This window comes from Calidithermus chliarophilus DSM 9957, assembly GCF_000430045.1.
GTDB classification, from domain to species: Bacteria; Deinococcota; Deinococci; order Deinococcales; family Thermaceae; genus Calidithermus; species Calidithermus chliarophilus.
This window is the reverse complement of sequence record NZ_KE387023.1, coordinates 638,560-665,553: the sequence shown is the minus strand read 5'-3', so window position 1 is coordinate 665,553 and position 26,994 is coordinate 638,560. Positions and strand designations below refer to the sequence as shown.

General features: G+C 69.1%; 28 protein-coding genes. 15 read left to right on the top strand and 13 right to left on the bottom strand.

Features of this window, described 5'->3' with window-relative positions:
• Positions 1-3: 3 nt before the first annotated feature.
• Positions 4-1,884 carry an ATP-dependent zinc metalloprotease FtsH gene (ftsH, locus tag MEICH_RS0103250; RefSeq protein ID WP_027891424.1) on the bottom strand — a complete coding sequence of 627 codons (1,881 nt, stop codon included), beginning with the start codon at positions 1,882-1,884 and terminating at the stop codon, positions 4-6.
• Between the two features lie 434 nt (positions 1,885-2,318).
• Here ftsH and dnaK point away from each other — a divergent pair, with 434 nt between their 5' ends.
• The 5 genes from dnaK (at position 2,319) to MEICH_RS0103225 (ending at position 7,183) form a co-directional block, all read left to right on the top strand.
• Positions 2,319-4,199, top strand: a complete 1,881-nt coding sequence (gene dnaK, locus MEICH_RS0103245; RefSeq protein ID WP_027891423.1) for a molecular chaperone DnaK — start codon at positions 2,319-2,321, stop codon at positions 4,197-4,199.
• A gap of 69 nt (positions 4,200-4,268) precedes the next feature.
• Positions 4,269-4,823 (top strand): nucleotide exchange factor GrpE, encoded by a 555-nt coding sequence (locus MEICH_RS0103240; protein WP_027891422.1) that lies wholly within the window; start codon positions 4,269-4,271, stop codon positions 4,821-4,823.
• 58 nt (positions 4,824-4,881) lie between these two features.
• Positions 4,882-5,772, top strand: a complete 891-nt coding sequence (locus MEICH_RS0103235; RefSeq protein ID WP_027891421.1) for a DnaJ C-terminal domain-containing protein — start codon at positions 4,882-4,884, stop codon at positions 5,770-5,772.
• A gap of 16 nt (positions 5,773-5,788) precedes the next feature.
• Complete coding sequence (locus MEICH_RS0103230) at positions 5,789-6,031, top strand: chaperone modulator CbpM (protein ID WP_027891420.1); 243 nt, start codon at positions 5,789-5,791, stop codon at positions 6,029-6,031.
• Positions 6,032-6,211: 180 nt separating this feature from the next.
• On the top strand, positions 6,212-7,183 hold the full coding sequence (locus tag MEICH_RS0103225) for an aldo/keto reductase (RefSeq protein ID WP_027891419.1): 972 nt from the start codon (positions 6,212-6,214) through the stop codon (positions 7,181-7,183).
• Between the two features lie 256 nt (positions 7,184-7,439).
• Here the strand turns inward: MEICH_RS0103225 and MEICH_RS0103220 are convergent, their stop codons facing one another.
• The 4 genes from MEICH_RS0103220 to MEICH_RS0103205 form a co-directional block, all read right to left on the bottom strand.
• A complete protein-coding gene (locus MEICH_RS0103220; RefSeq protein WP_027891418.1) occupies positions 7,440-9,449 on the bottom strand; it encodes a bifunctional diguanylate cyclase/phosphodiesterase in 2,010 nt (669 codons plus the stop codon).
• A gap of 106 nt (positions 9,450-9,555) precedes the next feature.
• Complete coding sequence (locus MEICH_RS0103215; protein ID WP_027891417.1) at positions 9,556-9,789, bottom strand: hypothetical protein; 234 nt, start codon at positions 9,787-9,789, stop codon at positions 9,556-9,558.
• A complete protein-coding gene (moaD, locus tag MEICH_RS0103210) occupies positions 9,786-10,484 on the bottom strand; it encodes a molybdopterin converting factor subunit 1 (RefSeq protein WP_027891416.1) in 699 nt (232 codons plus the stop codon). Before moaD ends, MEICH_RS0103215 begins: the two co-directional genes overlap by 4 nt.
• Positions 10,474-11,400 carry an HrcA family transcriptional regulator gene (locus tag MEICH_RS0103205; protein ID WP_027891415.1) on the bottom strand — a complete coding sequence of 309 codons (927 nt, stop codon included), beginning with the start codon at positions 11,398-11,400 and terminating at the stop codon, positions 10,474-10,476. The genes moaD and MEICH_RS0103205 overlap by 11 nt, the downstream gene beginning before the upstream one ends.
• A 281-nt stretch (positions 11,401-11,681) precedes the next feature.
• Between MEICH_RS0103205 and MEICH_RS0103200 the strand changes: the two genes are divergently transcribed.
• The 3 genes from MEICH_RS0103200 to MEICH_RS0103190 are packed head-to-tail and all read left to right on the top strand — an operon-like array spanning position 11,682 to position 14,290.
• On the top strand, positions 11,682-13,049 hold the full coding sequence (locus MEICH_RS0103200; RefSeq protein ID WP_027891414.1) for an ammonium transporter: 1,368 nt from the start codon (positions 11,682-11,684) through the stop codon (positions 13,047-13,049).
• Positions 13,050-13,060: 11 nt separating this feature from the next.
• On the top strand, positions 13,061-13,411 hold the full coding sequence (locus MEICH_RS0103195; protein ID WP_027891413.1) for a P-II family nitrogen regulator: 351 nt from the start codon (positions 13,061-13,063) through the stop codon (positions 13,409-13,411).
• A gap of 45 nt (positions 13,412-13,456) precedes the next feature.
• A complete protein-coding gene (locus MEICH_RS0103190; RefSeq protein WP_027891412.1) occupies positions 13,457-14,290 on the top strand; it encodes a metalloenzyme in 834 nt (277 codons plus the stop codon).
• Between the two features lie 229 nt (positions 14,291-14,519).
• On the opposite strand, the gene MEICH_RS23380 is transcribed toward MEICH_RS0103190, so the two are convergent.
• Positions 14,520-14,969: a hypothetical protein gene (locus MEICH_RS23380; RefSeq protein ID WP_036218237.1), complete on the bottom strand. Its 450-nt coding sequence runs from the start codon at positions 14,967-14,969 to the stop codon at positions 14,520-14,522.
• A 106-nt stretch (positions 14,970-15,075) separates the two neighbouring features.
• On the opposite strand from MEICH_RS23380, the gene MEICH_RS0103180 reads away from it, so the two are divergent.
• The 3 genes from MEICH_RS0103180 to MEICH_RS0103170 all read left to right on the top strand — a co-directional run bounded on the left by MEICH_RS0103180 (position 15,076) and on the right by MEICH_RS0103170 (position 16,791).
• Positions 15,076-15,519: a YbaN family protein gene (locus tag MEICH_RS0103180; RefSeq protein WP_018464981.1), complete on the top strand. Its 444-nt coding sequence runs from the start codon at positions 15,076-15,078 to the stop codon at positions 15,517-15,519.
• Positions 15,520-15,766: 247 nt separating this feature from the next.
• Positions 15,767-16,405, top strand: a complete 639-nt coding sequence (locus MEICH_RS0103175; protein WP_027891411.1) for a lysophospholipid acyltransferase family protein — start codon at positions 15,767-15,769, stop codon at positions 16,403-16,405.
• Between the two features lie 92 nt (positions 16,406-16,497).
• Entirely contained in the window at positions 16,498-16,791 is a 294-nt protein-coding gene (locus MEICH_RS0103170; protein ID WP_027891410.1) for an HU family DNA-binding protein, read from the top strand.
• Positions 16,792-16,976: 185 nt separating this feature from the next.
• Here the strand turns inward: MEICH_RS0103170 and MEICH_RS0103165 are convergent, their stop codons facing one another.
• A complete protein-coding gene (locus tag MEICH_RS0103165; protein ID WP_027891409.1) occupies positions 16,977-17,891 on the bottom strand; it encodes an aminoglycoside phosphotransferase family protein in 915 nt (304 codons plus the stop codon).
• Positions 17,892-17,988: 97 nt separating this feature from the next.
• Positions 17,989-18,711, bottom strand: a complete 723-nt coding sequence (locus tag MEICH_RS0103160) for a zinc ribbon domain-containing protein (protein WP_027891408.1) — start codon at positions 18,709-18,711, stop codon at positions 17,989-17,991.
• 312 nt (positions 18,712-19,023) lie between these two features.
• Between MEICH_RS0103160 and MEICH_RS0103155 the strand changes: the two genes are divergently transcribed.
• Positions 19,024-19,245: a hypothetical protein gene (locus MEICH_RS0103155; protein WP_027891407.1), complete on the top strand. Its 222-nt coding sequence runs from the start codon at positions 19,024-19,026 to the stop codon at positions 19,243-19,245.
• A gap of 414 nt (positions 19,246-19,659) precedes the next feature.
• Here MEICH_RS0103155 and nadE read toward each other — a convergent pair whose 3' ends face one another.
• The gene (gene nadE, locus MEICH_RS0103150) at positions 19,660-20,511 is read right to left on the bottom strand and encodes an NAD(+) synthase (protein WP_027891406.1); all 852 of its coding nucleotides are present in this window, start codon (positions 20,509-20,511) and stop codon (positions 19,660-19,662) included.
• An 18-nt stretch (positions 20,512-20,529) separates the two neighbouring features.
• Complete coding sequence (locus MEICH_RS0103145; RefSeq protein WP_027891405.1) at positions 20,530-21,447, bottom strand: nitrilase-related carbon-nitrogen hydrolase; 918 nt, start codon at positions 21,445-21,447, stop codon at positions 20,530-20,532.
• Between the two features lie 114 nt (positions 21,448-21,561).
• On the opposite strand from MEICH_RS0103145, the gene MEICH_RS0103140 reads away from it, so the two are divergent.
• The 3 genes from MEICH_RS0103140 (at position 21,562) to MEICH_RS0103130 (ending at position 23,805) form a co-directional block, all read left to right on the top strand.
• Positions 21,562-22,914, top strand: coding sequence for a dihydrolipoyl dehydrogenase family protein (locus MEICH_RS0103140; protein WP_027891404.1), 1,353 nt, complete (start codon positions 21,562-21,564; stop codon positions 22,912-22,914).
• A 41-nt stretch (positions 22,915-22,955) separates the two neighbouring features.
• Positions 22,956-23,417 carry a hypothetical protein gene (locus tag MEICH_RS0103135; protein WP_027891403.1) on the top strand — a complete coding sequence of 154 codons (462 nt, stop codon included), beginning with the start codon at positions 22,956-22,958 and terminating at the stop codon, positions 23,415-23,417.
• A 157-nt stretch (positions 23,418-23,574) separates the two neighbouring features.
• On the top strand, positions 23,575-23,805 hold the full coding sequence (locus MEICH_RS0103130) for a hypothetical protein (RefSeq protein WP_157202589.1): 231 nt from the start codon (positions 23,575-23,577) through the stop codon (positions 23,803-23,805).
• Between the two features lie 147 nt (positions 23,806-23,952).
• On the opposite strand, the gene MEICH_RS0103125 is transcribed toward MEICH_RS0103130, so the two are convergent.
• The 3 genes from MEICH_RS0103125 to nagZ all read right to left on the bottom strand — a co-directional run bounded on the left by MEICH_RS0103125 (position 23,953) and on the right by nagZ (position 26,925).
• Entirely contained in the window at positions 23,953-24,234 is a 282-nt protein-coding gene (locus MEICH_RS0103125) for a hypothetical protein (RefSeq protein ID WP_027891401.1), read from the bottom strand.
• 7 nt (positions 24,235-24,241) lie between these two features.
• The gene (locus MEICH_RS0103120) at positions 24,242-25,204 is read right to left on the bottom strand and encodes a quinone oxidoreductase family protein (RefSeq protein ID WP_027891400.1); all 963 of its coding nucleotides are present in this window, start codon (positions 25,202-25,204) and stop codon (positions 24,242-24,244) included.
• A 194-nt stretch (positions 25,205-25,398) separates the two neighbouring features.
• Positions 25,399-26,925 carry a beta-N-acetylhexosaminidase gene (gene nagZ, locus MEICH_RS0103115; protein WP_027891399.1) on the bottom strand — a complete coding sequence of 509 codons (1,527 nt, stop codon included), beginning with the start codon at positions 26,923-26,925 and terminating at the stop codon, positions 25,399-25,401.
• Between the last annotated feature and the right edge of the window lie 69 nt (positions 26,926-26,994).

The window sequence follows — 26,994 nt, the reverse complement described above, 5'->3', positions numbered from 1 at the left end:
CCATCACGCCCCGCCCAGGTTCGGCTTGATCTTCGGCACGATGCGCGGGGTGTCCTTTTCCTCCTGGTCCTTGGGCGGCTCGTTGGAGGTGGGGTCCTCGAGGGGCAGGCCCTGGACCACGCGCTCGAACTGCTCGGCGTTGAGGGTCTCGTAGTCGAGGAGGGCCTTGGTCACGCGCTCGAGCACCTCCCGGCGCTCGCGCAGGAGCTCGATCACCTTCTCGTGCTGCTCCTCGAGCAGCCCCTTCACCGCCTCGTCGATGCGGCGGGCGGTCTCCTCGGAGTACTGGCGCACGTCATAACCGCCCAAGTAGGTGTCCTCGCGCACCTGGTAGGCCACGGGGCCGAAGTCCTTGTGCATGCCCCACTCGGTGATCATGCGGCGGGCCAAGTCGGTGGCCTGGCGGAAGTCGTTCTCGGCGCCGGTGGTCACGTCCTCGAAGACCAGCTCCTCGGCGGCGCGGCCGCCCAGGGCCACGGCGATCTGGTCGGTGAGGCGCTTCTTGCTCCAGTGCAGGATGTCCTCGCGGCGGGGCATGGCGAAGCCCAGCGCGCGCCCCCGCGGCACGATGGTGACCTTGTGGGGCGGGTCGGCGTGCTCGAGGTAGTACATCGCCAGGGCGTGCCCGGCCTCGTGGTAGGCGGTGATCTCGCGGTCGCGCTGGGTGAGCACCATGCTCTTCTTGGCCGGGCCCATCACCACGCGGTCGGCGGCCTCCTCGAGGTCTTTCATGGTGATCTTCTTGCGGCCCTCGCGCGCGGCGAGCAGCGCGGCCTCGTTGAGGAGGTTCTCGAGGTCGGCCCCCACGAAGCCCGGGGTGCGGCGGGCCACCAGGGCCAGGTCCACGTCCTCGGCCATGGGCTTGCCCTTGGCGTGGATGCGCAGGATCTGCTCACGGCCCCGCACGTCGGGGGCGTCGATGGCCACCTGGCGGTCGAAGCGGCCCGGGCGCAGCAGCGCGGGGTCGAGCACGTCGGGGCGGTTGGTCGCGGCCATGATGATGATCGAGGAGTCCTTCTCGAAGCCGTCGAGCTCGACGAGGAGCTGGTTGAGCGTCTGCTCGCGCTCGTCGTTGCCCCCGCCCACGCCGCCGCCGCGCTTGCGGCCCACGGCGTCGATCTCGTCGATGAAGATGATGCACGGCGCGTGGCGCTTGGCGGTCTCGAAGAGGTCGCGCACGCGGGCGGCGCCCACGCCCACGAACATCTCCACGAAGTCGGAGCCGGAGGCGGTGATGAAGGGCACCTTGGCCTCACCGGCCACCGCGCGGGCGATGTGGGTCTTGCCCGAGCCGGGCGGCCCCACCAGCAGCACGCCCTTGGGGATGCGCGCGCCCATCTCGTGGAAGCGGCCGGGGTTCTTGAGGAACTCCACGATCTCCTTGAGCTCCTCCTTGGCCTCGTCACAGCCCGCCACGTCGCGGAAGGTGGTCTTGGGGGCCTCGGTGAGCACCTTGGCGCGGCTCTTGGTGAAGCTGAAGGCGTTGTCGCCGGAGGGGCCGCGGTTGCGCGAGAAGTAGTAGATGGCCGCGAAGGCCAGGCCCACCAGCAGGATGGGCAGCAAAAAGCCCAGGAAGGGGTTCTCCCTGGGGGGCGGGGCCACGTCCACGGCGATGCCCTGGGCGCGCCACTTCTCGAGGTCGGCGTTGGTGACGGGGGCGCTCGAGCTAGTGATGAACTTCTCGTCGTCGGTGTACTTGCCGCTGATGCGGGTGCCCCCGCTCTGCACCACGATCTCCTTGACGCGGTCGTTCTGAACGGCGTCCAGGAAGGCTCCATAACCGATCTGGCCCTGCGGGGTTTGGTTGCCGGTCAAGCTGAATGCCCAAGCAATCAAAATGGCTGCGATGAGCACGAACCAAAGGTTGAAGGGCAGTCGGTTCATGTAGGATCCTCTCTCCTAAGTGTTTATAGGGTACATCGCGCGGGGGGGACAAAGGTAGCCAAACACACGCAAAATGCCCTCTGGAACGTTGAGCTGCCTTTCATGCAACCCATGCTCCGCCCACTGGCTTAAAGCCACCTTAGGCCCAGCTTTTGCGTCGTGGAACCGGCAAATCCCGGCGGCGAATTTCTGAGAATCCCCTACGAGGGTGCCCGCCACCGCCTTCCCCTGCCACAGCCGCCAAAAGCCGCGCCCGCTCGAGCCCCCGGCCAACCTTGATATAACCACACTCAAGTCTATTGACATTGGCGCCTCGTAAAGCTAGTCTTAAGGCTAGTGAGCTAGCCTCAGTTCCTCCACAGCTAGTGGGTTGAGGATAGCGACGCAGAGCCGGGGCTAGCGCGCCCCCAACGCGAACTGAAGAGGTGACCGCAATGGCTAAAGCAGTGGGAATCGACCTGGGGACCACCAACAGCGTGATCGCCATCATGGAGGGCGACAAGCCCGTGGTCCTGGAGAACACCGAAGGCAACCGCACCACCCCCAGCGTGGTGGCGTTCAAGGGCAGCGAGACGCTGGTGGGCCAGATGGCCCGCCGCCAGGCTGCGCTCAACCCCGAGGGCACCGTCTTCGAGATCAAGCGCTTCATCGGGCGGCGCTGGGACGAGGTGACCGAGGAGGCCAAGCGCGTGCCCTACAAGGTGCAGCAGGGCCCCGACGGCGGCGTGCGCGTGGACATCGGGGGCAAGCTCTACACCCCCGAGGAGGTCAGCGCCATGATCCTGCGCAAGCTCGTCGATGACGCCTCCAAGAAGCTGGGCGAGCGCGTGACCAAGGCCGTCATCACCGTGCCCGCCTACTTCAACAACGCCCAGCGCGAGGCCACCGCCAACGCCGGCAAGATCGCGGGTCTCGAGGTGCTGCGCATCATCAACGAGCCCACCGCGGCCGCACTGGCCTACGGCCTGGACAAGAAGGGCAACGAGACCGTGCTGGTCTTCGACCTCGGCGGGGGCACCTTCGACGTGACGATCCTCGAGATCGGCGAGGGCGTCTTCGAGGTCAAGGCCACCGCCGGCGACACCCACCTGGGCGGCTCCGACTTCGACCAGGCCATCGTGAGCTGGCTGGTCGAGGAGTTCAAGAAGGAGTCGGGCGGCGTGGACCTGCGCGGCGACCGTCAGGCCCTGCAGCGCCTGATCGAGGCCGCCGAGAAGGCCAAGATCGAGCTCTCGGGCACCCCCGAGACCACCATCAGCCTGCCCTTCATCGGCCTCGACCCCGTCACCAAGACCCCCATCCACCTCGAGAAGAAGCTCACCCGCGCCAAGTTCGAAGAGCTCATCGCCCACCTGCTCAAGCGGGTGCGCCAGCCGGTGGAGCAGGCCCTCAAGGACGCCGGGCTCTCGCCCAGCCAGATCGACGAGGTGCTGCTCGTGGGCGGCTCGACCCGCGTCCCGGCGGTGGCCCAGATCGTCAAGGAGATGCTGGGCAAGGAGCCCAACCGCTCGGTCAACCCCGACGAGGTGGTGGCCCTGGGCGCGGCGGTGCAGGCCGGCGTGCTGACCGGACAGGTCGAGGACGTGGTGCTGCTCGACGTGACCCCGCTGTCGCTGGCGGTGGAGACCAAGGGCGGCGTGGCCACCGTGCTCATCCCGCGCAACACCACCGTGCCCACCCGCAAGAGCGAGATCTTCACCACCGCCGAGCACAACCAGCCGGCCGTGGAGATCCACATCCTCCAGGGCGAGCGCCCCATGGCCTCCGACAACAAGAGCCTGGGCAAGTTCCGCCTCGAGGGCATCCCCCCCATGATGGCGGGCATGCCCCAGATCGAGGTCACCTTCGACATCGACGCCAACGGCATCCTGCACGCCACCGCCCGCGAGAAGTCCACGGGCAAGGAAGCCAGCATCACCATCCAGAACACCACCACCCTTTCTGAGGCCGAGATCGAGCGCATGGTCAAGGAGGCCGAGGTCAACGCTGAGGCCGACCGCAAGCGCAAGGAGCACGCCGAGATCAAGAACCAGCTCGACACCGCCCGCATCCAGGCCGAGCGGCTGATGGGCGAGAAGGAGAGCACCCCCGAGGCCAAGAGCCGCCTCGAGGCCGCCGTCGCCAAGGCCAAGGAGCTCGTCGAGCGCGACCGCGACGCCCCCGACACCGAGCTCTCCTCCGCGCTGCAGGACCTCGCCAACGCCCTGCAGGCCTACGAGCAGGGCGCCACGGTGGGCGCCGCGGCCGGGGGCCAGCCCGCCCAGGGCAACAAGCCCGACGACGTGATCGACGCCGACTACAAGCCCGCAGACTGAACGCCGACGCCGGTAGCTGATAGCCTATGACCCAGGGGCTGTCGGCTACCGGCCACGCGCGAGGAAGGTATGGAAGAGACCAAAAACACCCAACCCGTCGAAGCCGCCGCGGAGAACCCCGCCGGCGAGGCCCAGCCCGACATCCCCGAGGTCGAGCGCCTGCGGGCCGAGCTCGACGTGCTGCAGGCCGAGCTGCGCGCCGCCAAGGACAAGTACGTGCGGCTGTACGCCGACTTCGACAACTTCCGCAAGCGCACCGCCGCCGACCTCGAGGACGCCCGCAGGAGCGGCGAGCTGAAGGTGCTGCGGGCCCTGCTCCCCGTCGCCGACGACCTCGAGCGCGCCCTGGGCTTCGCCCAGGCCAAGCCCGAGGACCTGATCCCCGGCGTCAGGGCCGTGCTGGAGAACTTCAAGCGAACCCTGACGGGCCTGGGCGTCGAGCCCGTGCCCGGCGTGGGCGCCGACTTCGACCCGCGCTACCACGAGGCCATCGGGATGCTCGAGGGCGAGAAGGACAAGATCCTGCACGTCTACCAGGAAGGCTACCGCTACGGCCCCGCGCTGGTGCGCGAGGCCCGGGTGGTCGTGGGCAAGGGGGAGGAGCCGAAGGCGGATGGCGGGTAGCCGGTAGCTCGTCGCTGCCTGGCTACCGGCTGTAAGCCATCCGCTGCCGGCGATCGTTATGGCCTACAAGGACTACTACGCCATCCTCGGTGTCTCCAAGAACGCCTCGGAAGACGAGGTCAAGAAGGCGTTCAAGAAGCTCGCGCGCAAGTACCACCCCGACGTCAACAAGGACCCCGGGGCCGAGGAGCGCTTCAAGGAGATCAACGAGGCCTACACGGTGCTCTCCGACCCCGAGAAGCGCCAATTCTACGACCGCTACGGCTCCGACCCCGGCCAGGCCCGCTGGCAGGGGCCCCCGCCGGGGCAGGGCGGCTTCAGCGGCAACGTGGGCGACTTCTCCGACTTCTTCCAGCAGCTCTTCGGTAACTTCGCCGGGCGCGGCTCGGGCGGCTTCGGGGGCTTCGAGGAATTCTTCGGCGGGGGCCGGGCCGGGGGCCGAGTGCGCGTGGGCGAGCGGCGCGACCTCGAGGCCGAGCTCGTCCTGAGCCTGGAGGAGGCCTACCGCGGCGGCGAGAAGCTGATCTCGGTCAACAACGAGCGCCTGAGCGTGCGCATCCCGCCCGGCGTGCGCGAGGGCCAGAAGGTCCGGCTGGCGGGCAAGGGCCGCTCGGGCGGCGACCTCTACCTCACCGTGCGCCTCCAGCCCAGCCCCGCCATGCGGCTCGAGGGCGACGACGTCTACGTGGTGGCCGAGGTTCCCGCGCCCGTCGCGGTGGTGGGCGGCAACGTGCGGGTGACCACCCTCGACGGCCCCGTGGACCTGCACGTCCCCAAGCACAGCCAGAACGGCCGCAAGCTGCGGCTCAAGGGCAAGGGCTGGCCGCGCCGCGACGGCAGCCGCGGCGACCAGTACGCCGAGATCCGGGTGGTGCTCCCCACCCACCCCACCCCCGAGGAGGAGAAGCTTTACCAGCAGTTGGCCGAACTGCTCAAGGCCAAGCACTAGACGCGAGGAGGGGAAGATGCTGGTGCGCAGCGAGCTGTACAGCCTCGAGGCCATCGCCGGCGAAGGGCTTTCCCCGGCAGCGGTGCGCGCGTACGTGGAGATCGGCTTCGTGGAGCCGACGGAGGCGGGCGGGCACTGGTACTTCCAGCCCCACGACCTCCTGCGCCTGCGCCGGGCCGAGCGCATCCGCCGCGACCTGGGCGTGAACCTGGTCGGGGCAGCGCTGGTGGTGGAGGTGCTCGAGCGCGTGGGCTGGTGAAGCCGCGACCGGGTAGCGAGTCCAGGGCTGGAGTGGTGTTCCCGTGCTAGTGCTCCGGAGCGCCCACGGCCCGGCCTGTCCGACGCGTCTGTTGGCTATCAGCCATCAGCTATCGGCTATCGGCTATCGGCTATCAGCAACCCCTGCTAGAAGTCCTCGAGCCCGTGCCACAATGGTCCCATGCGCCACCGGACCTTTGGACGACTGGGCTGGCCGGTCTCGGAGATCGGCTACGGCATGTGGGGCTTGGCGGGCTGGACGGGCTCGGACGAGGCGGAGGTGCGCCAGGCGTTGCAGCGCGCCGTGGACCTGGGCATAAACTTCTTCGACACCGCCTGGGCGTACGGCGACGGCAGGAGTGAGCGGATGCTGGGCGAGCTGGTGCGGGCCAACCCCGGCAAGAAGCTCTGGACCGCCAGCAAGATCCCCGCCAAGAACTTCAAGTGGCCCGCCCGGGCCGAGTACCCGCTCGAGGAGACCTACCCCCCCGACCACATCCGCCGCTACACCGAGTGGAGCCTGCAAAACCTGGGCCTGCCCTCCCTCGACCTCATGCAGTTCCACGTCTGGCACGACAACTGGGCCCGCGACGCGCGCTGGCAGCGTGAGGTGGAGAAGCTCAAGGAGGAGGGCTTAGTGAAGGCCTGGGGCATCAGCATCAACCGCTGGGAGCCCGAGAACGCCCTGCTGGCGCTCGAGACCGGCCTCATCGACGCGGTACAGGTCATCTACAACCTCTTCGACCAGAACCCCGAGGACGAGCTCTTCCCGCGCTGCCGCGAGCTGGGCGTCGCCGTCATCGCCCGCGTGCCCTTCGACGAGGGCTCCCTCACCGGCACCCTCACCCCCGACACCACCTTCCCCGAGGGCGACTGGCGCAACCGCTACTTCAGCAAGGAGAACCTCATCCCCACCCTAGAGCGCGTCGAGCGCCTCAAGGCCGACCTCCCCGAGGGCATGACCCTCCCCGAGCTGGCCCTGCGCTTCATCCTGCAAAACCCCGACGTCTCCACCGTGATCCCCGGCATGCGCCGCGTGCGCCACGTAGAGGCCAACGCCGCCGTGAGCGGGCTCGAGCCCCTGCCCGAAGACCTCATGGCCCGCCTGCGCAAGCACCGCTGGGTGCGGAGGCCGGCGCATTGGTCGGATTGATGGCGGGGGTCGGGGGTCGGTAGCCGACCGCCCGACGTTGATAGCCCATAGCTGATAGCCGATAGCCGGGCGCGGGTCGTACGTCGTACGTCCTACGTCGTACGCAAGACGCCAAACGCCAAACGCCAAACGCAAAACGCAAAACGCAAAACGCCTTTTCTTTACCCCCCTTAACAAGGGGGGCCAGGGGGGATATTCCCACACGCCACAGGCCACGAGCTGAGGGCTGACGGCTGATAGCTGACCGCTGCCGGGCTCAGCTCCCGATGCCCCAGACCAGCAGGGCGCCCAGGTCTTCGGCGGGGACGGGCCAGCCCAGGAGGTGGCCTTGGCCGAAGTCGCAGCCGAGCTCTTTGAGGCGGGTGAGCTGGCTCTGGTCTTCGAGGCCCTTGGCGATGGCCTTGGCGCCGATGGCGTGGGCGATCTCGACGGCGGCCTTGGCTAAGGCGGCGTTGTCGGGGTTGGTGAAGAGGGGGGCGAGCTTGATCCAGTCGAGCGGCAGGCGCTTGAGCTGGTCCATGGGGATGGGGCTGGTGCCGAAGTCGTCAAGGGCGATGGTCACGCCCATCTCCTTGAGCAGGGTGAGGGTGCGGATGGAGGCCTCGAGGTCCCACGACAGCGCCTCCTCGCGCACTTCGAGCACCAGGATCTCGGGGGCGAGCCGCTTGGCCTGCAGCAGGTCTTGCAGGCGGGTGGGGAAGGCGGGGTCGGTGAGGGTCTCGCCGGAGAGGTTGAGGCTGAAGTAGGCGTTGACGCCGGAGGGGCGCCACAGCGCGGCCTGCTCGAGCACGCGCTCGAGGGTCCAGCGGTCCTGCACGGCGATGAGCCCGGCCTGGTGGGCGGTGCCCAGGAACTCGCCCGCCTGCTTGGTGGCCCCGCGGGCGCGGGGCCAGCGCACCAGCGCCTCGACGGCGATGAGCTCGAGGTCTGACAGGCGCAGGATGGGCTGGAAGTGCAGGGTGAGGTTGTCGCGGGTGATGGCCTCTTGCAGCTCGGAGGCCCCGGGGGTCAGCAGGCGGATGCCCCCGCCGTCCTCCAGCGCCTGCGCGCAGGCCTGCTCGGCCCGCTCCCACAGCTCGGGAACGGCGCTGGCGTCCTGCGGGAAGACCGCGATGCCGATGGCGACCTTGAAGCCGTGCCCCAGCGCCGAGCGCAGCCGCTGCAGGATGCGCTGGGCCACCCGGGCCGCGCCGCTGGGCCAGCGGATCTCCGACAGGAGCAGGGCGTAGCCCTGCGCGCCCAGCCAGGTGATGGCGTCGGAGCTGCGCAGGCAGGTGGCGATCTCCTTGGCGGCGGTCTCGTTCTGGCCGGTTGCCAGGCCGTCGATCTGCACGCGCACCAGTCCCACCATGCGCTTGTGGCGCCCGGCCAGGGCGATGGCGTGCGCGATCTGGGCCTCGAACTCGGTGAGCTTGAGCCCGATGCTCTTGCGCGATTGGAGCACCACCCGCGGGGCCTCGCCCTGCGGCTGGTAGATCTGGCGCTCGAAGAGGTGGCCCAGCGACAGCGCCAGCACCTCCTTCTCGCTGCTCCAGGTGCGGGGCTGGCCGTTCTCCAGCCACAGCACGCCCAGCACCCCGCCCTCGCCGTGGAAGACGACCTGCTGCATCGACTGCACGCCCCAGGTGGTGAGCATGCCGCGCAGCTCGGCCACGCGGGCGTCGGTCTTGGCGTCCTCGACGGTGAGCAGCAGGGTGCGCTCGAGCGCGGCGAAGTAGACCGGGTTGTCCTGGGCGGTGATCAGGCGCTCGGGGGTGTTGATCTGGGGGTAGCGCGCCGCCAGCCGCAGGTGGCGGGTGTCGGGGTCGCGCACCCACAGGCTGAGGCTCTCCAGGCCCAAGAGCTTCAGCGTGGCCTCCCCCAACCGGGGGAGGGCCTGCTCGAGGGAGGCGAACTGGCCCTGGGCGAGCTGCAGCACCACGCGCTGCCAGGAGTCCTGGGGCTGGGCGCCGCCGGCGGTGTCCTGGCTGTCGGCCAGCAGGGACTGCAGCGACTCGATGAGGGCCAGGCGGGCCCGCTCGTTGAGGTTGTAGCCCTTGTGGCCCAGGTGCAGGCGGGGCGCGGCCCACACCAGGCGGTTGCTCACCCACGACTCGCCGGTCAGCAGGTGCAGCAGCAATTCCTGCGCCTCGGGCGCGCGCAGCACGGTCCCGGCCGAACCCCCCAGCCGCACCGCCGTGCCCTCGGGAAGCTCCTGGTGTTCAATCAAGAGGGTCGAACCCTCGATCGAGAGCGGCGCGAATAATTTCCAATTGAACTCATTCACCCGATGCCCTCCAGGAGATACAGCCCAACTTATCTTCCCAGTGTAGTCGGCGCGAACAGCCCGCGATGGTCAAATCCGACAAAGCCAGCCCGAAGAGCCGGTATCATTAACGCTTGGTCCCCTGCAAAACCCCGCCCCAACCTGCCAGAAGGCCCAGAACCAGCAGCACCAACCCGACGGGCAAGGGCTTCGCCAGCAGGCCCGCCAGCAGCCCGCCCAGCGCCAGCCCGCTCGCGACCCGGGCCCGCCCCCCGCGCCAAGCCCGCATCGCCAGGAAGCCCAGGACCGCGGGCAAGAGCCACACGACCAGGCGGATCAGCACGAAGGTGGCCTCGTTCATCGCAGGCGCAGCTCGTCGGGGGCGAAGCCCTCCACCCAGTGCGAGCCGTCGGTGAGGTACTCCTTCTTCCACACCGGCAGCACCTGCTTGACGCGCTCGATGGCGTAGCGGCAGGCCTCGAAGCCCTCGGGGCGGTGGGGCGAGGACACCACGATCAGGATGGAGGCCTCGGCCGGTTCGACCCGCCCCACGCGGTGCCACAGCGCCACGCGCCCCAGCACCCAGCGCCCGCGCATCTCGGCGATGATCTGCCCCATCACCCGCTCGGCCATGCCGCCGTAGGCCTCGTACTCGAGGTAGGCCACCTCCTTGCCCTTGTTGGGGCTGCGGGTGGTGCCCAGGAAGCTCACCACCGCGCCGTAGGGCGGGGCGCTGGCCCAGTCCAGCCAGCGCTGGGGCTCGAGCGGCTCCTCGGTGAGCCCCCAACTGTCTTGGGCCTCGGCCACCTCCGGCACGCCGCCGCCCGAGACGGGGGGCAGGAAGGCCAGCTCGTCGCCCTCGCTCAGGGGGTGCTCGGCGGGACGGAACTCCTGGTTGACCGCGGCCAGCCCCTGGCCCAGCGCCAGGCCGGGGAAGCGGGCCTCGAGGGCACGCTGGGCGTCGCGCACGGTGGCGCCTTCGGGGAGCTCGAGGGCGGTGGCGCGGGTGCCGGCCTGCTCGCGGAAGAGGGCGAAGAAGAGGACGTCAATTCGCATAGCGCTCCTTCCCCATGTACACCTGGCTCAGGCCGAAGGCCACCGAAAGCGCCTGGGGGTAGCGCATGCGGATGGGCCCCAGCAGGGAGAGCTCGCCCACCGTCTCGCCCAGGGCCACCCCCGCCTGCACCAGCGAGATCCCCTCGACCTCGCCCACCCGCACGTTGAGGCCGCCGGGCGGGGTGAGGGGCTCGTCGCCGGGGGCTTCGAAGAGCTGCAGCGCGTGGCGCAGGAAGGCCGGGTCCATGGCCTCGGGCTCGCCCAGCAGCAGGCCCATGCCCTCGCGGTACTCCTCGAGCTCGTCCTGGGTGAAGGCCCGCTTCAAGGCGGCGAAGAGCTCGCGGGTGGTGGGGGTGTCGGCGGGCTGGGGCTCGAGCACCACCTGCCCGCGCAGCCGCCCCTCGGCCTCGGTGAGCTGGGGCTCGCTGGGGGCGAAGCTGAGCTCGAGGCGCGCCTCGCGCACCCGCCCGCCCTCGAGCACCGCCACCGCCAGCACCTTGCCCTCGCCCAGCGAGGAGAGGTGCACCTGCCGGATGCGCGTCGAGCGCTGCAGCCGCAGGCGCAGCAGCGCGGGGTAGCCCGAGAGCTTGGAGGCCACCTGCACCAGCAGCATCTCGCGCCGGTCGCCCGCGCCGCCCATCACCAGGGCTAAGCGCTCGAGGGTGGCCTTGGGCAGCAGGTCGGGCGGCAGCTTGGAGAGGGCGTAGTGCCGGAAGCCCTGCCGGGTGGGCACCCGCCCCGCCGAGGCGTGGGGCTTGGCGACGTACCCGGCCTCCTCGAGCTCGATGAGCTCGTAGCGCACCATGGCCGGGGAGAGCCCCAGCCGCTCGGCCAGGACGGCCGAAGGCACCGGGGCCTGGCCCTGGATGTAGCTCTCCACCAGGAGGTGCAACAGGGTGCGCTGCCGCTCGGTCATCTCAACCTCTAGTTTATGCGCCTGCCGCCGCAGCGTGCAGTGAGGAAAGCATCCATCCCTCACGTCTTGCGGCCCCGGCCCCGCTCTAAAGGTATACCAAAGCGGCGGTCCTCTTGCGCACTGTTATTTAAATCTTACACACTTGCTCAAACAGGATGTAACAAGATGTCGGCAGTTTCGATAATTGGTGGGCAATTTTGGTTATAGCTTGGCAAACCGTTCGCGGCAAATTTGACATTTGACATGACCCCTGCTAGCCTCTGGGCCATGGAGGTGCGGGGATGAAAAACCTTCGTTGGTTGGGGATGCTGGCCGTGGGGGCCGGCTCGGTAGGGCTCGCCCAAGAACCCGAGCTCTCGGCGGCCGACACCGCCTGGATGCTGGTGGCTACGGGCTTGGTGCTGCTGATGACCCCGGCCCTGGCCTTCTTCTACGGCGGGCTGGTGCGGGCGAAGAGCTCGCTCAACACCATGATGATGAGCTTCGTGGCGCTGGGCTTCGTGGGGGTGGCCTGGGCGCTGGTGGGCTACTCGCTCTCGCTGAGCCCGGGCGGCAACAACTTCATCGGGGACTTGCGCTTTGGCTTCCTGAGCGGGGTGAGCCTCGAGAACAAGGGCGCGGTGGTGCCCATCACCATCCCCCACCTCCTGTGGATGGCCTTCCAGGGCACCTTCTGCGTCATCACGGCGGCGCTGATCTCGGGGGCCGTCGTCGAGCGCATGCGCTTCCCGGCCTTCATGCTGTTCATGACGCTGTGGAGCGTGGCGGTCTACGCGCCGCTGGCGAAGTGGGTGTGGGGCGGGGGCTTCCTGGCCGACCTGGGTGCTTGGGACTTCGCGGGCGGAACGGTGGTGCACATCAACGCGGGCATCTCGGGCCTGGTGGCCGCGCTGGTGCTCGGGGCCCGCAAGGACTTCGGCCGCCAGGCCATCCTGCCCCACAACGTGCCCTTCGTGCTGCTGGGCGCGGCCTTGCTGTGGTTCGGCTGGTTCGGCTTCAACGCGGGGAGTGCTTGGGGCGCGAGCCAGAGCGCTTCCATCGCCTTCGTCAACACCCTGCTGGCCCCGGCGGCCACGCTGGTGGCGTGGGCGCTCTTGGACCTCACCCGCACCGGCAAGGTGACGGCGGTGGGCCTAGCGACGGCCATCGTGGTGGGGCTGGTGGTGATTACCCCGGCAGCCGGCTACGTCTCGCCCACCTCGGCGCTGCTGATGGGGGCCATCGGGGCCTTCCCCAGCTACTTCGCCCTGCTGTGGCGCGCCCGCAGCAAGCTCGACGACTCCCTCGACGTGTTCGCCGGCCACGGCGTGGGCGGCATGACCGGGGCCATCCTGACCGGGGTCTTCGGCCAGAAGGTGATCGCCGGGGTGGAGGTGGGCTACTTCGACGGCCTCATCGCCGGCAACCCCCAGCAGGTGCTGATCCAGGCCTTCGCGGTGCTGATCGCGGTGCTCTACAGCGGCCTGATGACCTTCGGCCTGCTCAAGCTGGTGGGGGCCGTCACCCCGCTGCGGGCCAGCGCCAAGGACGAGGCCACCGGCATGGACGTTAGCCAGCACGGCGAGGAGAGCTACACCAGCGGCGAGGGGGCCATCCTGGTGCTCGAGTCCGGCGAGCCGCGCGGCGCGCCCGCTACCGTGAAGGGCTGAGGGGGTAGGGCATGAAACTGGTAGTGGCTATCGTCCGTCCGGAGAAAGTCAACGACGTGCTCGAGGCGCTGTACAAGGCCGAGGTGCGGGGCCTGACCATCTCCCGCGTGCAGGGGCACGGCGGCGAGACCGACGAGGTGCAGACCTACCGCGGCACCACCGTCAAGATGGAGCTGCACGAGAAGGTGCGCTTCGAGATCGGCGTCTCCGACTCCTTCGTCGCCCCCACCGTGCGGGCCATCATGAGCGCCGCCCGCACCGGCGAGGTGGGCGACGGCAAGATCTTCGTGCTCCCCGTCGAGAAGGTCTACCGCATCCGCACCGGCGAGGAGGACACCGCCGCCGTCACCCCCGTCGGCTGAGCGCCGGCCCCCGGTCGCACCCCTCGAGCCCGGTAGACTCGAGGGGTGCTCGCCTTCCTCTTCGTGGACGGCCTGGGGCTATCCGCTGACCCCCGCAGCCCGCTGCGGCAGCTCGAGCTGCCCACCCTGCACGCCCTGACCGGCGGCTTCGCCCCCGCCGCCCACGACGCCCCCGGCGTGGCCTACCGCGTGCTCGACGCCAACCTGGGCCTGGAGGGCCTGCCCCAGTCGGGCACCGGCCAGACCACGCTGCTCACCGGCGCCAACGCCAGCGCCCTCCTGGGCCACCACCAGGGGCCCCACCCCGGCTCGCGCCTGCAGGAACTGCTGCGCGAGCAAAGCCTCCAGGTGTGGGCCGTGCGGCGTGGCCTGCGCGTGCTGCACGCCAACGGCTACCGGCGCGAGTACCTCGAGCGCCTGCGCGGCTCCCGGCGCAACATGTTCTCGGCCTTCGCCTACGCCGCGGTGGCGGCGGGCCTCGAGCTGCTGCCCCTCGACGACCCGCGGGCCATGCTCCCGGCCTTCTGGCCCGAGCCCGAGCGTGCGGGCGAGCGCTTCGCCGGGATGGCCGGGCAAAACGACCTGCTCTTCCTGGAGAACTGGTCGCTCGACTACTCCGCCCACCGCGAGCCCGAGCGCCTGCCCGAGCGCTTCACCGAGCTCGAGCGCTTCGTGTGGGGCTGGCTCGAGGCCGCCCCCGAGGCCACCCTGCTCCTCACCGCCGACCACGGCAACGCCGAAGAACCCTGGCACGGCGCCCACACCCGCAACCCGGTGCCCCTGCTGGTGCTGGGCCCCAAGGCTTCCACCGTCCCCGCGATGACCTCGCTGCTGGACGTGGCGCCGTGGGTGCGGGAGGTGCTGGATGCGGGGTGCTGATGGCCGATAGCCGGACGCCCAACGCCGGACGCCGGGCGCCGGGGGCGGGTCGTACGCCCTACGCCAAACGCCAAACGCCCTACGCCAAACGCAAGACGCAAGACGCAAGACGCCTTGTCACCCCCCTTAGCAAGGGGGGCTGGGGGGATATCCCCTCCCCGCCGCCGGGGAGGGGTTTACCACGGGCCACAGGCCACAAGCTGACCACTGACGGCTGATGGCTGACCGCTCAGTGCTTTCCCTCTGCCCCTGCCGCCCGACCGCTCACAACCCCGTAGGCCTCCCGGTTCTCCCGCCACAGCAGCCACACCAGCCCCAGGATCGGCTGGAGCAGGGGTAGGAAGCCGTAGTCCTTGCCGAAGTAGGACCACGCGGTGTGGCCGATGGCGGTTGGCTCGAGCACGGTGAGGGTGCCCACCAGCAGCACCCCGGCGGTCTCGAAGCTCAGCAGGCCCACGGCCAGGCGCCACGTGCCGGGCTTGCGGATCACGAAGCCCAGCGTCGCCAGCAGGTAGCACGCGGCGGCTACTGTGGTGATGGCGGGGGCGAGGTAGTCGCTGACGCCGGGCTTGCAGCAGAGCTGGTAGACCCCGCGCGCGCCGGTGGAGAGTGCTAAGAGGGGGTAGGAGACGGCCAGGATTTGCCCGATGGCCCGGATGACCTGGGGTGAAAGCCTCATCGGGGGCATTATCACCCGTTTCCAGGGACAAACGTCCCAAAGGTTGCCCAGGGCGCGATGCGGTAGCCTCGAGCCCGTAGACTGTTGAAGACTTTGAGGCGAGCCTATGCCCGAGCGCGAAGCGTCCACCCCCGAACCCGCCCTCACCCCGCCCGCCGAGGCCGTCCTGGCCCAGCCGATCCGCTGGGTCTGGATCGGGGTGGGCTTTTTCTTCGTCGCCCTGGGCTTCATCGGGGCCTTCCTGCCCGTGATGCCCTCGACGGTGTTCTTCATCATCGCCGCCTACTGCTTCGCCCGCGGCAGCCGCCGCTGGCTCGAGTGGCTGCTGGCCCTGCCGAAGGTGGGCCCCCTGGTGCGCGACTACCGCGCCGGCAAAGGCATGCCCCTGCGCGCCAAGCGCATCGCCGCCTCCATGTGCTCGGTCGCCGTGCTCCTGAGCAGCGTCGCCGTTGAATCCTGGGCCGCTCGAGCCCTGGCCCTCGCCCTGGGCGTAGCAGGCGTCTGGTTCATCCTCTTCCGGGTGCCGACGAGGGAAAACCGTAAGCCGTAAGCGGTCAGCTTTCAGCCGTCAGCCGTCAGCGGTAATCGGGAGGCCCGTGGTCCGTGGCTCGTGGTAAACCCCTCCCCGCCGCCGGGGAGGGGGGATACCCCCTGCCCCCCTTGCTAAGGGGGGTAAAAAAGGGGCGTTTTGCGTACGACGTACGACGATGCAGGACGTACGGCCCGCGCCCGGCGTTCGGCTATCGGCTATCGACCATCGACGCCCTGCCTCCCACATTCCACGGTAATCTAATCGCATGATTTACGCGATCTGCAAAGCATTGGCCTATTTCCTGCTGCGCGTGCTGTTCGGCCTGCGGGTGGAGGGGGCGGAGCGGGTGCCTAAGGACGGGCCCGTCATCCTGGCTTCCAACCACCTGTCCTTCCTCGACCCCATCGCCGTCGGCTCGGTGTGCCCGCGGCCCGTGGCTTTCATTGCCCGGGCCGATATTTTCCGCTACCCGGTGCTTTCGTGGCTGCTGCCGCGGGTCTACGCCATCCCGGTCGAGCGCGGCACCAGCGACCTTGGGGCGGTCAAGGCCGCCATCCGGGCGCTGAAGGAGGGGCTGGCGTTCGGCATCTTCCCCGAGGGCCAGCGCAGCCGCACGGGCAAGCTCGAGCCCTTCAAGTCGGGGACGGCCTCCATCGCCATGCGCACCGGGGCCAAGATCGTGCCCGTCGCCATCACCGGCAGCGACAAGGCCTGGCCCGTGGGCCATGCGCCGCGCTTGCGTAGGAACATAAAAGTGGTTTTCGGCGATCCCATCACCCTCCCCGACAAGAAGCTTGATCATCAGGGGTTGGAGGAGGTCACGCGTCAGCTCGAGGCCATGGTTGCGGCACTTTTGCCCCCTGAGTATGTAAGCAAGGGCAATTCGGCGCCTGTCGGTTCTTAACATAATGCGGGGGAAGCCCCACCAGATGCTTGCATTTCTCTCTCATGGTGTGCTACACTCCGTCCTGAAGGGAAAACTAAAGGAGGTAATGCATGGCGAAGAAGACCACCAAGACCAAAGCTGATCTGATCGACCAAGTTGCTGCGGCCTCCGGCCTGAAGAAGAAAGACGCCAAGGCTGCCGTGGACGCCTTCCTCTCCAAGGTGGAAGCTGCCCTGAGCGGTGGCCACAAGGTCCAGCTCACCGGCTTCGGCACCTTCGAGGTGCGTTCCCGCAAGGCCCGTACCGGCGTGAAGCCCGGCACCACCCAGAAGATCAAAATCCCCGCCTCCAAGTACCCGGCCTTCAAGCCCGGCAAGGCGCTCAAGGAGAAGGTCAAGAAGTAAGGTTCCAGCGACCTTAGTTTTTCCTTCAAACGGGGGAGGCCTACCTCCCTCGTTGTCTCCCCAAAGCAACAGCAGGGCCAGCCGCCAGGCTGGCCCTGAAGCATTTCCGGGTGCGGTCAGCGGTGCGGGACGCTCGAGCGAGAACCCCACGAACGCCGGCCCTCTCGCAGCACCCGCCATGTCCGTCACGCGCCGTGCCCATGGTCGGCGAGGACTTCGCGGATCGTGTGCCGGGCGACGCCGGCGAGGAAAGGGTTGGTGTGCTGGTAATAGGGGAGGGCGATCAGGGCGACGGACAGGGCCCAGCCGCGCCCCCTCGCCCAGGTCGCGCCGTCGACCCCCAGGGCCGCGCGGAAGGCTTCCCGAGCCTCGGCGGTGAAGAGGTTCCACGCCGCCTGCAGGTCGCAGGCGGGGTCGCCCACGCCCAGGCAGCCGAAGTCGATGACCGCGCTGAGCCGGCCCCCTACCGCCAGCAGGTTCCCGGGTTGCAGGTCGCCGTGGATCCAGACGGGCGGGCCGTCGTGCGGGGGAGCCTGGAGCGCGGCCTCCCACGCCGCCGTTACCGCGCCGGTGTCGAGCATGCCCTGCAGCGAGGCGATCGCGGCCCGGGTGGGCCCGTCGCGCACGGCCAGCGGCGCACCCCGGCCGGAGTTGTGCCGGCCGGGGGGCGGGCCGCCCGTGGCGTCGATGCGCTGTAGGGCGGCGACGAAGTGCGCCAGGCCGGCCGCCGCCTGGGCCGCCTCGGCGAGGCGCTCGAGGGTCGCGTTCTCGCCCTCGAGCCAGCGGCAGACGGACCAGTGCCAGGGGTAGCCCTCGCCGGGCGCTCCCTTGGCGAGCGGCACCGGGACGGGAAGCGGCAGCAATGGGGCCAGCCTGGGCAGCCACTGCTGCTCCTTGTCCACCTGCGCGGCGGCGGCGGGGATGCGGGGAAGGCGCACGGCCATGCCGTCGCCGAGCCGGTAGATCGCGTTGTCCGTGCCGGCGGAGCGGACCCGCTCGACCGGGAGGCCGGCCCACTGCGGGAACTGCGCCTCGAGCAGCCGGCGTACGAGCGACGCGTCGGTGTCTAGCTCGTCGGCGTGCATCCTGCCGCTGGACACGGGCACCTCCTCGAGCCGGGACCGGCCGGCGGCGCAGCCATGGGGGGTGGCGTCATCCCCGATCCCGAAAACGCTGTAGGGGCGACGCGCGTCGCCCCTACTCGCCCTTCCACATGATGCGTCCGCAGGAGGGACAGCGCACGATCTGGTTGCCCTGGTACACCTTCTGCGCGATGTTCATGGGCAGTTGCACGTTGCAGCCCATGCAGCGGTAGCCCGAGCCGGTGCGGGCGACCTTGGCGACCCCCTGGCCCTTGCGCGACTTGCGCACGGCCTCGTACTCCTTGACCAGGTTGGCGGGGATGGTGGCGGCCAGGGCGTTGCGCTCGGCGAGCTTGCTCTGGTAGCTGGCCTCGAGCGCCTCCACCCGCGCGGCGTTGGCGGCCTCGAGCTCCTCGAGCTTGGGCTTGGCCTCCGCCAGCAGGGCCTTCACCCGCTCGACCTCCCCCTCCAGGCGGCTGATCTCCTCGAACTTGGGCTCGTTGAGGCCCTCGAGCTCCTCGTAGCGCCCGGTGAGCTGCTGGATCACGTTCTCGTACTGGGTCTGTTCGCGGGCTCCCTGGGCCTGGCGCTGCGCCTCCTTGGCCCGGCCCAGCTTTTCCTTGAGGTCGGCGATTTCGGCCTCGTTCTGGCGGTATTCCATCTCCTGCTCGCGCAGGTCGCCCTGGTGTTTGGCGAGTTCGGCTTCGAGGCTTTGCCAGCGAGCACGGGCGGCCTTGAGGTCTTCGGGGATGTTGCCCTGTTCCTCACGGATGCGGTCTAGCTCGAGGTCTTTTTCTTGTAGACGAAACAGTTCGGCCAGCGCGTCGGACCCGTTCACAAGCCTAGTCTAAGCCAGCCCACAAGCTGCGTGCAAAGCGCAGGGGCGGTAAAAAGGGGGATTGGGCGCGGAAATAGCGATATTTAGGGGATGTTGCGGATAGCCGATAGCTGATAGCCAAACGCAAAACGCGGGTCGTGCGTCGTACGTCCTACGTCGTACGCAAAACGCAATACGCAAGGCGCGGGACGCGGGACGCTTTGGCCCTTGGCCCTAGACCCTCGAGTGCCACACGCCATGAGCCCGCCTTTCGCTGACGGCTGAACGCTGATAGCTGACGGCTTAATCCTCTCGAGGGACTAAGCTAGAGGCGTGGAACGGCTGGAAGGGCTGGGCGGCCTCGAGCCCGTGCGCTTGATGGTCCTGCTGTCGGTGTTTTGCGGCGGCGTGCTGCTGATTGCCCTGAGCCGGGCGCTCTTCGGCAAAAGCCGCTTCTTTCGCTACGTGCGCGAAGGCCCGCCCTGGCTGGCCCTGGCGCTGAGCGTGGGCCTGATGGTGCTGGTCTTCGCCGTGGCGGGGCGGTTGCTCGGGTAGAGGGGGTGCGTGGTGGAGGACGTTGGGCGCGGGTCGTACGTCGTACGTCCTACGCCGAACGCGAGATGCAAGACGCCGGTCGTACGTCTTATACCAGATTCGGTTAGTTCGGCGCCAGATGGCGGCGAACTAACCCGACCGAAGTTATCCGCGTGGCGGAGGGCGATAGCGCCCCTTGGAAGGGATACGCTTGCTTCGCCGACCGTCAGGGAGGGGTGTGCTCTAGGATTCAAAAAGATAGCCTCCGGGGCTCTTCGGATCGGATGATTATCTTTTTGAATCCGGTATTACGTCGTACGTCGTACGCAAAACGTCGAACGTCGAACGCCGAACGCAAGTCGCGGGACGCTTTGGCCCTCGACCCTCGATCCTCGACGAACCACGGGCCACCAGCCGTTCGCTGACCGCTTCCGGCTACCCTAGCCGGAAGTCCAGCGGCCGCAGGTAGAACTCGTGGATGGCGGTGGTGCTCACCACGGCGTTGGTGGGGAGGTGGCGCTTCCAGTGGGTCTTGTTGACCAGGCTCTTGACCCGTGCTACTTCGGCCTCGGTGTAGCCCAGGCCCACGATGTAGGCGTCGGGGTAGCCCTTGAGGTAGTGCTCTAAGATCACGTCGGCCTTGCGGTAGGAGATGCCCAGGTCGCCCTCGTCGGTCTGGCCGGCCTCAAGGTCGGCGGTGGGGGGCTTGCCGCGCACCACCTCGGGGACGCCCAGGTACTCGGCTAGGCCCCAGACCTGGGTCTTGTAGAGGTCGCCCAGCGGGGCGATGGGGCCGGTGTCGGCCACGTCGTGCCAGGTGTAGTAGCCGAAGAGGCGCTCGGTCTTGTTGCCGGTGCCCAAGTGCAGCGCGCGGTATTGCTCGCCCTTGTCGAAGCCCACGATGGTGCGGGCGCGGGCCATGACGTTGCCCAGGCGGCGGGGGGTGATGCCGGGGGTCTGGGCGGCGTAGCCCTCGACCATGGGGGTGATGTCCACCACCTCGTAGGGCGTGCCGTAGTGCTCGGCCACCAGCCGGGCGTGCTCGGCCGACTCGGGCCTCGAGATGGCGTGGGGCATGAACACGGTGAAGACGTTCTCGGGCCCCAGCGCGCGCACGGTCAGGGCGATGGTGGTGGCGGAGTCCACCCCGCCGGAGTTGGCGACCACCGCGCGGCTGAAGCCGCGCCACCCCAGCTCCTCGCGGATGAAGCGGGTGAGGAAGTCGGTGACCAGGGGGTAGTTGAGCTCGAGGACTTCGCGCCCGGGGGCGGCTTCGACGATCTTCAGCACGGTTTTTTCCTCCCTCTAGCCCCGGGCCAGTTCCTTCCCGTGCAGGGGGCGGGGGTTCTTGCCGAGCACCTTGAGCCCGGCCATGACGCGCTCGAGGTCGTTCATCAACAGCGGCATCCCGGCCTCCATGTCGGCGAGCAGGGGGTTGTCGTAGCGCACGGGGGCGATGCGGGCGAGGTCGATGTCGCCCAGCAGCACCGCCTCCTCGAAGACCGGCGCCGCGCCCAGGAGGTTGCCCTCGGGGCCGGTGATCACGCTGCCGCCCACCAGCCCCTTGCCCGCCTCGAGGCCCACCAGCGAGCTGAGCACCACGTAGACCCCGTGCTCGGCGGCGGTAGCCTGGGTGAGGCTCTTCCAGCGGGCCACGTTGGCCGGCTCGGCCCCGGCGAAGCCTCGAGCGGGCGAGGCCGAGGGCACGTAGAGGATGTCGGCCCCGTCGAGCGCGGCGATCATGCCGGTGACGGAGTGCCAGAAGTCCTCGCAGATCAGCAGGGCCACCCGGCCGAAGCGGGTGTCGAAGGCCTCGACCCGGTTGCCGCGCGAGATGTAGCGCTCCTCGTCGAAGACGCCGTAGGTGGGCAGGAAGACCTTGCGGTGCACGTTGAGCAGGCCGCGCCCGCCGAGCTCGAGGTAGGCGGCGCTGTTGTAGTAGATGCCGCTGTCCTGCTCGTAGAAGCCCAGCACCACGTCGAGGGGGCCGTCCCAGGCGAGCGAGTCGTAGAGGGCGCTCATGGCCGCGCTGAGCTCGGCCTGGGTGAGGGCCACCTCGCGCACGCCCCCTTGCAGGAAGTAGCCCGAGAGGAAGGCCTCGGGCAGCACCACCACGTCGGGGCGGTGCCCCCGGATCTCCCGCAAGACCTGCCCGATGCGCTCGATGTTCTTCTGGACGTGACCCTTTTCGGGTTTCAGTTGCAGCACAGCGTGGCGAATCATCATGGCTAGTGTACGCCCCGCCGGGTAGCCCGGACGACCCGCGGCTCACGGTTGGGGGGCGGGAAAACGGACGGACCCCGGCCGGCGCCCGGGGTCGTGGAGCGGAGGCGGCGCATGGAGAGTGCGGACTTGATCGTCATCGGCAGCGGGCAGGGCGGGGTTCCCCTGGCCGCCGAGTGGGCGCAGCAGGGCCGGAGGGTGGTCCTCTTCGAGCGCGGGGCCTTGGGCGGCACCTGCGTCAACACCGGTTGCACCCCGTCCAAGGCCTTCCTGGCCTCGGCCCACGCCGCAGGCCGGGCCCGCAAGGCCGAGCGGCTGGGGCTGGGCGTGCGGGCCGAGGTGACGGTCGATTTCGCGGCGGTGATGGAGCGGGTGCGCGGCTACCCCGAGGCCTCGTCGCGGGGGGTGGAGGGGCGGCTAAAGAAGGCCGGGGTGCGGCTGGTGCGGGCCGAGGCCCGCTTCGTGGGCGAGCGGCGCGTGGAGGGCGGGGGCGTGCGGGTGCAGGCCCCGGTGGTCCTCATCGACACCGGCACCTCGCCGCTCGAGCCCGAAATTCCCGGCCTGGCCGGAACCCCCTACCTCACCAGCGACAACTTCTGGGAGCTGCGCGAGCGGCCCGAGCGGGTGCTGGTGCTGGGCGGGGGCTACGTGGGCCTCGAGCTCGGCCAGGGCCTGGCCCGGCTGGGCTGCGCGGTGCACGTCCTCGACCGCAACGACCGCGTGCTCGCGCGCGAGGAGCCCGAGGTGAGCGAGGTGCTGCAGGAGGCCCTCGAGGCCGACGGGGTCAAGCTGCACCTCAGGAGCAAGGTCCGGGCGGTGCGCTATGGCCGCCAGCGCTTCACCCTCGAGCTCGGCGGCGAGAGGCTCGAGGGCGACGCCCTGCTCGTCGCCACCGGGCGCAGGCCCAACACCGAGGCGCTGCGGCTCGAGGCCGCCGGCGTCGAGACCGACGAGCGCGGCTTCGTGAAGACCGACGACCAATTCCGCACCAGCGCCGAGGGGGTCTACGCCATCGGGGACGTGGCGGGCCAGCCGCAGTTCACCCACGTCTCCTGGGAGGACCACCGCCGCCTGAAGGCCATCCTAGCCGGCGAGGACCGCCGCCGCGACGACCGGGCGCTGGGCTACGCCGTCTTCACCGACCCCCAGGTGGGCCGGGTAGGGCTCACGCTCGAGCAGGCCCGCCGGAAGGGGCACGACGCCCGAGCCGTGGACCTCCCGCTGGAGAAGGTGGCCCGCGCCTGGGAGACGGGAGAGACGCTGGGCTTTTACCGCATGGTCGTAGACCGCCAGACCGAGCGCATCCTGGGCGCGACGCTGGTGGGCCCTGAGGCCGCCGAGCTGGTGCACGTTTTCCTGGCCCACATGGAGGCGGGCTCGACGTGGCGCCGGCTCGAGCAGTCCGTGCACATCCACCCCACCCTGGCCGAGGGGCTGCCGAGCCTGGCGCGCAAGCTGGCGGGCTAAATGCCCCAAAAGTAGGGACATTTTCTGGATAAGATTCTGGGGTGAAACGTTTTCTTCTCCTGGTGCTGACGTCCCTCGTCCTGGCCGCTTGTGTCCCCTCGACCTCTAGCTCCCGGCAGGCTGGTCCGTTCCAGGTCGGCCAGACCTGGGAGCTCACCGGGCGCTGGCAGAACACCACGCACGTGTTCCTCCTCAACCTCCGCGAAAAAAAGCCCTATGGGGAGAGCTACGCTTACGAGGACGTGCCGGAGCTTCGCTTGAGCGGGAACCTCTTCTACTACAGCGCGGGCATCTTCTACACCCCCAAGGAGGCCGCCGCTATCGCCACGATCATCACCGACCCTCAAAAGCGGCAAGGGGCTTTCTGCTATATCGAGAATGCGGTCGGCCCGGCCGCCTCGTTCGAAGGCCGCTACCTGGCGGGCGACGCAGAGGAGCTGTCTAAGGCCAACCGAACTAAGGATTTCTCGAAGTTCGGCACCTGCACCCTCAAGCTCAAGTAGCTATTGCCAGCGTGGCCCTTGTTGTTGCCTAACAGCCCTCATTGGCGAACCGATGGGCTTTGATGTTTTGGAGCGTAACCGTGGACGATAGGTGCCGGGTCACCCGGCTTTCCTGACTTTCCTGACTTTCCTGACTGCTCACGTCCAGGAGGTCGCCGTGAAACGCACGTTTGAACAGGCCCGCTCTTTCCTAACTCAGGCTGCCATGTCGGAAAGCCTCGAGGAGCGGAAGGCCGTGGTCGCCGAGGTGCGCCGCGACCCGAGCTTTTTCGAGGGCTATCCGCCCGATCAAACCGCCCTGTTGCAGGACATCGGGTCCGACGTGGTCAACGGGGCGCGGGAGATCGCTCTCGGACGCGGCTTAAACAAAACCTCTGATATGGGCTAATACCAGATTCGGTTAGTTCGTCACCGTTCGGTGACGAACTAACCCGACCGAAGGGAGTGCTCTGGGATTCAAAAAGATAGCCTCTGGGTCTCTTTGGTTCGGATGACTATCTTTTTGAATCCGGTATAAGACCTCGTGAATGGCCCTTCACTGTGTATCGGCTTGTGTATCGGCCAAGGCCTCCTCGGCCTGTTCCGCGCTCGAGGCCAGCAGCACCACCTTGGCGTGGAGGTCGGCCTCGAGTTGCTCCCGCTCATCGTCGCCCAGCGCTGTGCCGCGCAGCCGCGCCCGCAGCAGCAGGTAGTCGGCCGCGCTCTGCTCTAGCTCCACCAGCAGGGCCTCGAGGGATCGGGTCTGAAGGTCAGCGTTGAGGGAGCCGGTCTCGCCCCCGAAGGGCAGGCCCAGGTCTCGAGCGCGGCGCTTGGGCATGGCGGCCTCAGGGGATCAGCAGCACCTTGCCGGTGGTCTCGCGCCCTTGCAGCTTGGCGTGGGCCTCGGCGGCCTGCTCGAGCGGGAATTCTGCGCCGATGCGCACTTGGAGGCGGCCCTCGGCGGCCCACCGCAGGATTTCCCCGGCGCGCCACTCGAGCTCGGCACGGTCTTGGGTGTAGTGCCACAGCGAGGGGCGGGTGAGGTAGAGGCCGCCCTTGCGGTTGAGAACCTGGGGGTCGAAGGGCGGCACCGGGCCACTCGACTGGCCGTAGAGCACCAGCATGCCCCGCACCCGCAGCGAGTTCAGGCTGCCTTCCCAGGTGGCCTGGCCCACCCCGTCGTAGACCACGTCGGCCTTCTGGCCGCCGGTGATCTCGAGCACCCCTTGCTCGAAGCCCTCGTAGGGCAGGGTGTGATCGGCCCCGGCCCCGCGCGCCAGGGCGCGCTTGGCCTCGCTCGAGGCGGTGGAGATCACCCGCGCGCCGGCCATCTTGGCCATCTGGATCAGCAGCAGCCCCACCCCGCCGGCCCCGGCGTGGACCACGCAGGTCTCGCCCGCCTTGAGGGGGTAGGTGCTCTTGACGAGGTAGTGTGCGGTCATGCCCTGCAGCATCAGGGCGGCGGCGGTGCGGGAGTCGAGGCCCTCCGGCACGCGCACGAGCTTATCGGCCGGGACCACGGCGTACTCGGCATAAGCCCCCATCACGTTGGCGTAGGCCACCCGGTCGCCGGGCCGCAGCCCGCTCACCCCGGGCCCCACCGCCTCGACCACCCCGGCCGCCTCCTCGCCCACGGTGAAGGGCGTGTCCAGCTTGTAGATCCCGGAGCGCTTGTACACGTCGATGAAGTTGACCCCAACGGCCTCGAGCCGCACCAACGCCTGCCCCTCACCGGGTACGGGCACGGGAATTTCTTCGAGCCGCATGGCCTCGAGGCCGCCAGGGTTGTGCACGCGGATGGCTTTCATGGTCAAAGCTTATTGGGTCGATGGTTGATGGTCGATAGCCGAACGCCCAACGCCCAACGCCAGACGCAAAACGCAATATGCTGAACGCCGAACGCCCAACGCCCAACGCCGGAAGACGTCGATAGGGGGCAAGAGGCGGGGCGGGCACGGGGCCCGCCCCTACAATCGGCGTTTCGCGTTCGACGTTCAGCGTCTCACCCCGCCAGTTCCACCGGCAGCTTTCCCGGGGTCTCGGCGCCGCTGAGGGCTTCGACGAGGGCCTCGAGGGTGGGTGGGCGCCAGCCGTAGGTGATGAGGGCGGGTTGGCGGACCACCTGGACGTGGTAGGGGTTCCACAACGCCACGTGCAGGGCGGGCTTGTCGAGGGCGAAGAGGGCTTGGGCGAGTTCGGCTTCGGCGTGGGAGAGCTGCTGGCGGGTGGTGGAGACGTAGAGGATGAAGTCGGACTCCTTCGCGGCGGCCTGGGCCGAGGCCAGGACGGCCTGGGGCTGCTGGCGGGGGTAGGCGAGGGTGCGGAGGCCGGGGAAGCGCTCCTTGAGGCGGCGGGCGAGGTCCTGGGCGGCGGGGCCGTTCTCGTAGGCGCTCTCGCCGGGGGCGACGTCGGGGGCGACGAAGAGCACGCGGTCGGCGGGGCGGGGCAGGCGCACGGGGCCGTGGCGGGTGAGGCTGCGGGCGGCGGCCTCCTTCATCAGGGCGCGGTCGGCGGCTTCGGCCTGGGCGCTGTAGTGGCGGGGGGTGCCGGGGAAGGCCCGGGCGGCCCGGGCGAGGCGCTCGAGGCTGTGCTCGAGCCGCGCCCGGGGGATGGTGCCCTCGGCGATGGCCTTCGCCAGGGCTTCGGCCTGGGCGGCCTGGACCGGCTTGGGGCCCAGCGCCAGCACCATGTCGGCCCCGGCGGCGAAGGCCCGCACGGCCGCCGCGCCGGCGTCGGGGCTGAACTTGGTGATGGCCTTCATGTCCATCGAGTCGGTGACCACCACGCCGTCGTAGCCCCACTCCTGGCGCAGGAGGCCGCCGAGGATGCGCGGGGAGAGGGTGGCGGGGTAGTCGGGGTCGAGCTCGGGGTAGACGATGTGCGCGGTCATGAACGAGCCCACGCCGGCCTCCGCCGCCCGCCGGAAGGGGAGGAACTCCAGGCGCTCGAGCAGGGCGCGGGGCTTGCCCACGGTGGGGAGGTCGAGGTGCGAGTCGAGGTGGGTGTCGCCGTGGCCGGGGAAGTGCTTGACGCAGGCCATCACCCCGGCTTGCTCGAGGCCCTTCGCCCAGGCCAGCCCCAGCGCGGCCACCTTCTGCGGGTCGGAGCCGAAGCTGCGGTCGCCGATGACCGGGTTGAGCGGGTTGGTGTTGACGTCGAGGCTGGGGGCGAAGTTCCAGTTGACGCCCAGCGAGATCAGGGAGCGCCCCACCGCGCCGCCCACCGCCTCGGCCAACCCCGCGTCGCCGGTGGCGCCGATGGCCATGGGCGCGGGGGCCTCGGGCAGGTCGGTGGTGCGCTGCACCGCGCCGCCCTCCTGGTCGATGGAGATGAGGCACTCGGGGCCCAGGATCTCGCGCAGCTCGGCCACCAGCCGGGCGAGCTGGTGCCGGTCGCGGATGTTCTTGCGGAACAGGCACACCGAGCCGAAGCGGTACTTCGCCAGGTGGGCGCGGGTGGCGTCGTCGAGCTCGGGGGCGGGGATGTCCACGCCCATCAGGCGTCCGGCGAGGCGTAACGTTTCATCCATGTTGGCTCCTCTTGACAAAACTTTACTTCAAGCAATAGCGTCTTGGGTAGAGCAACACTTCAGAGGAGA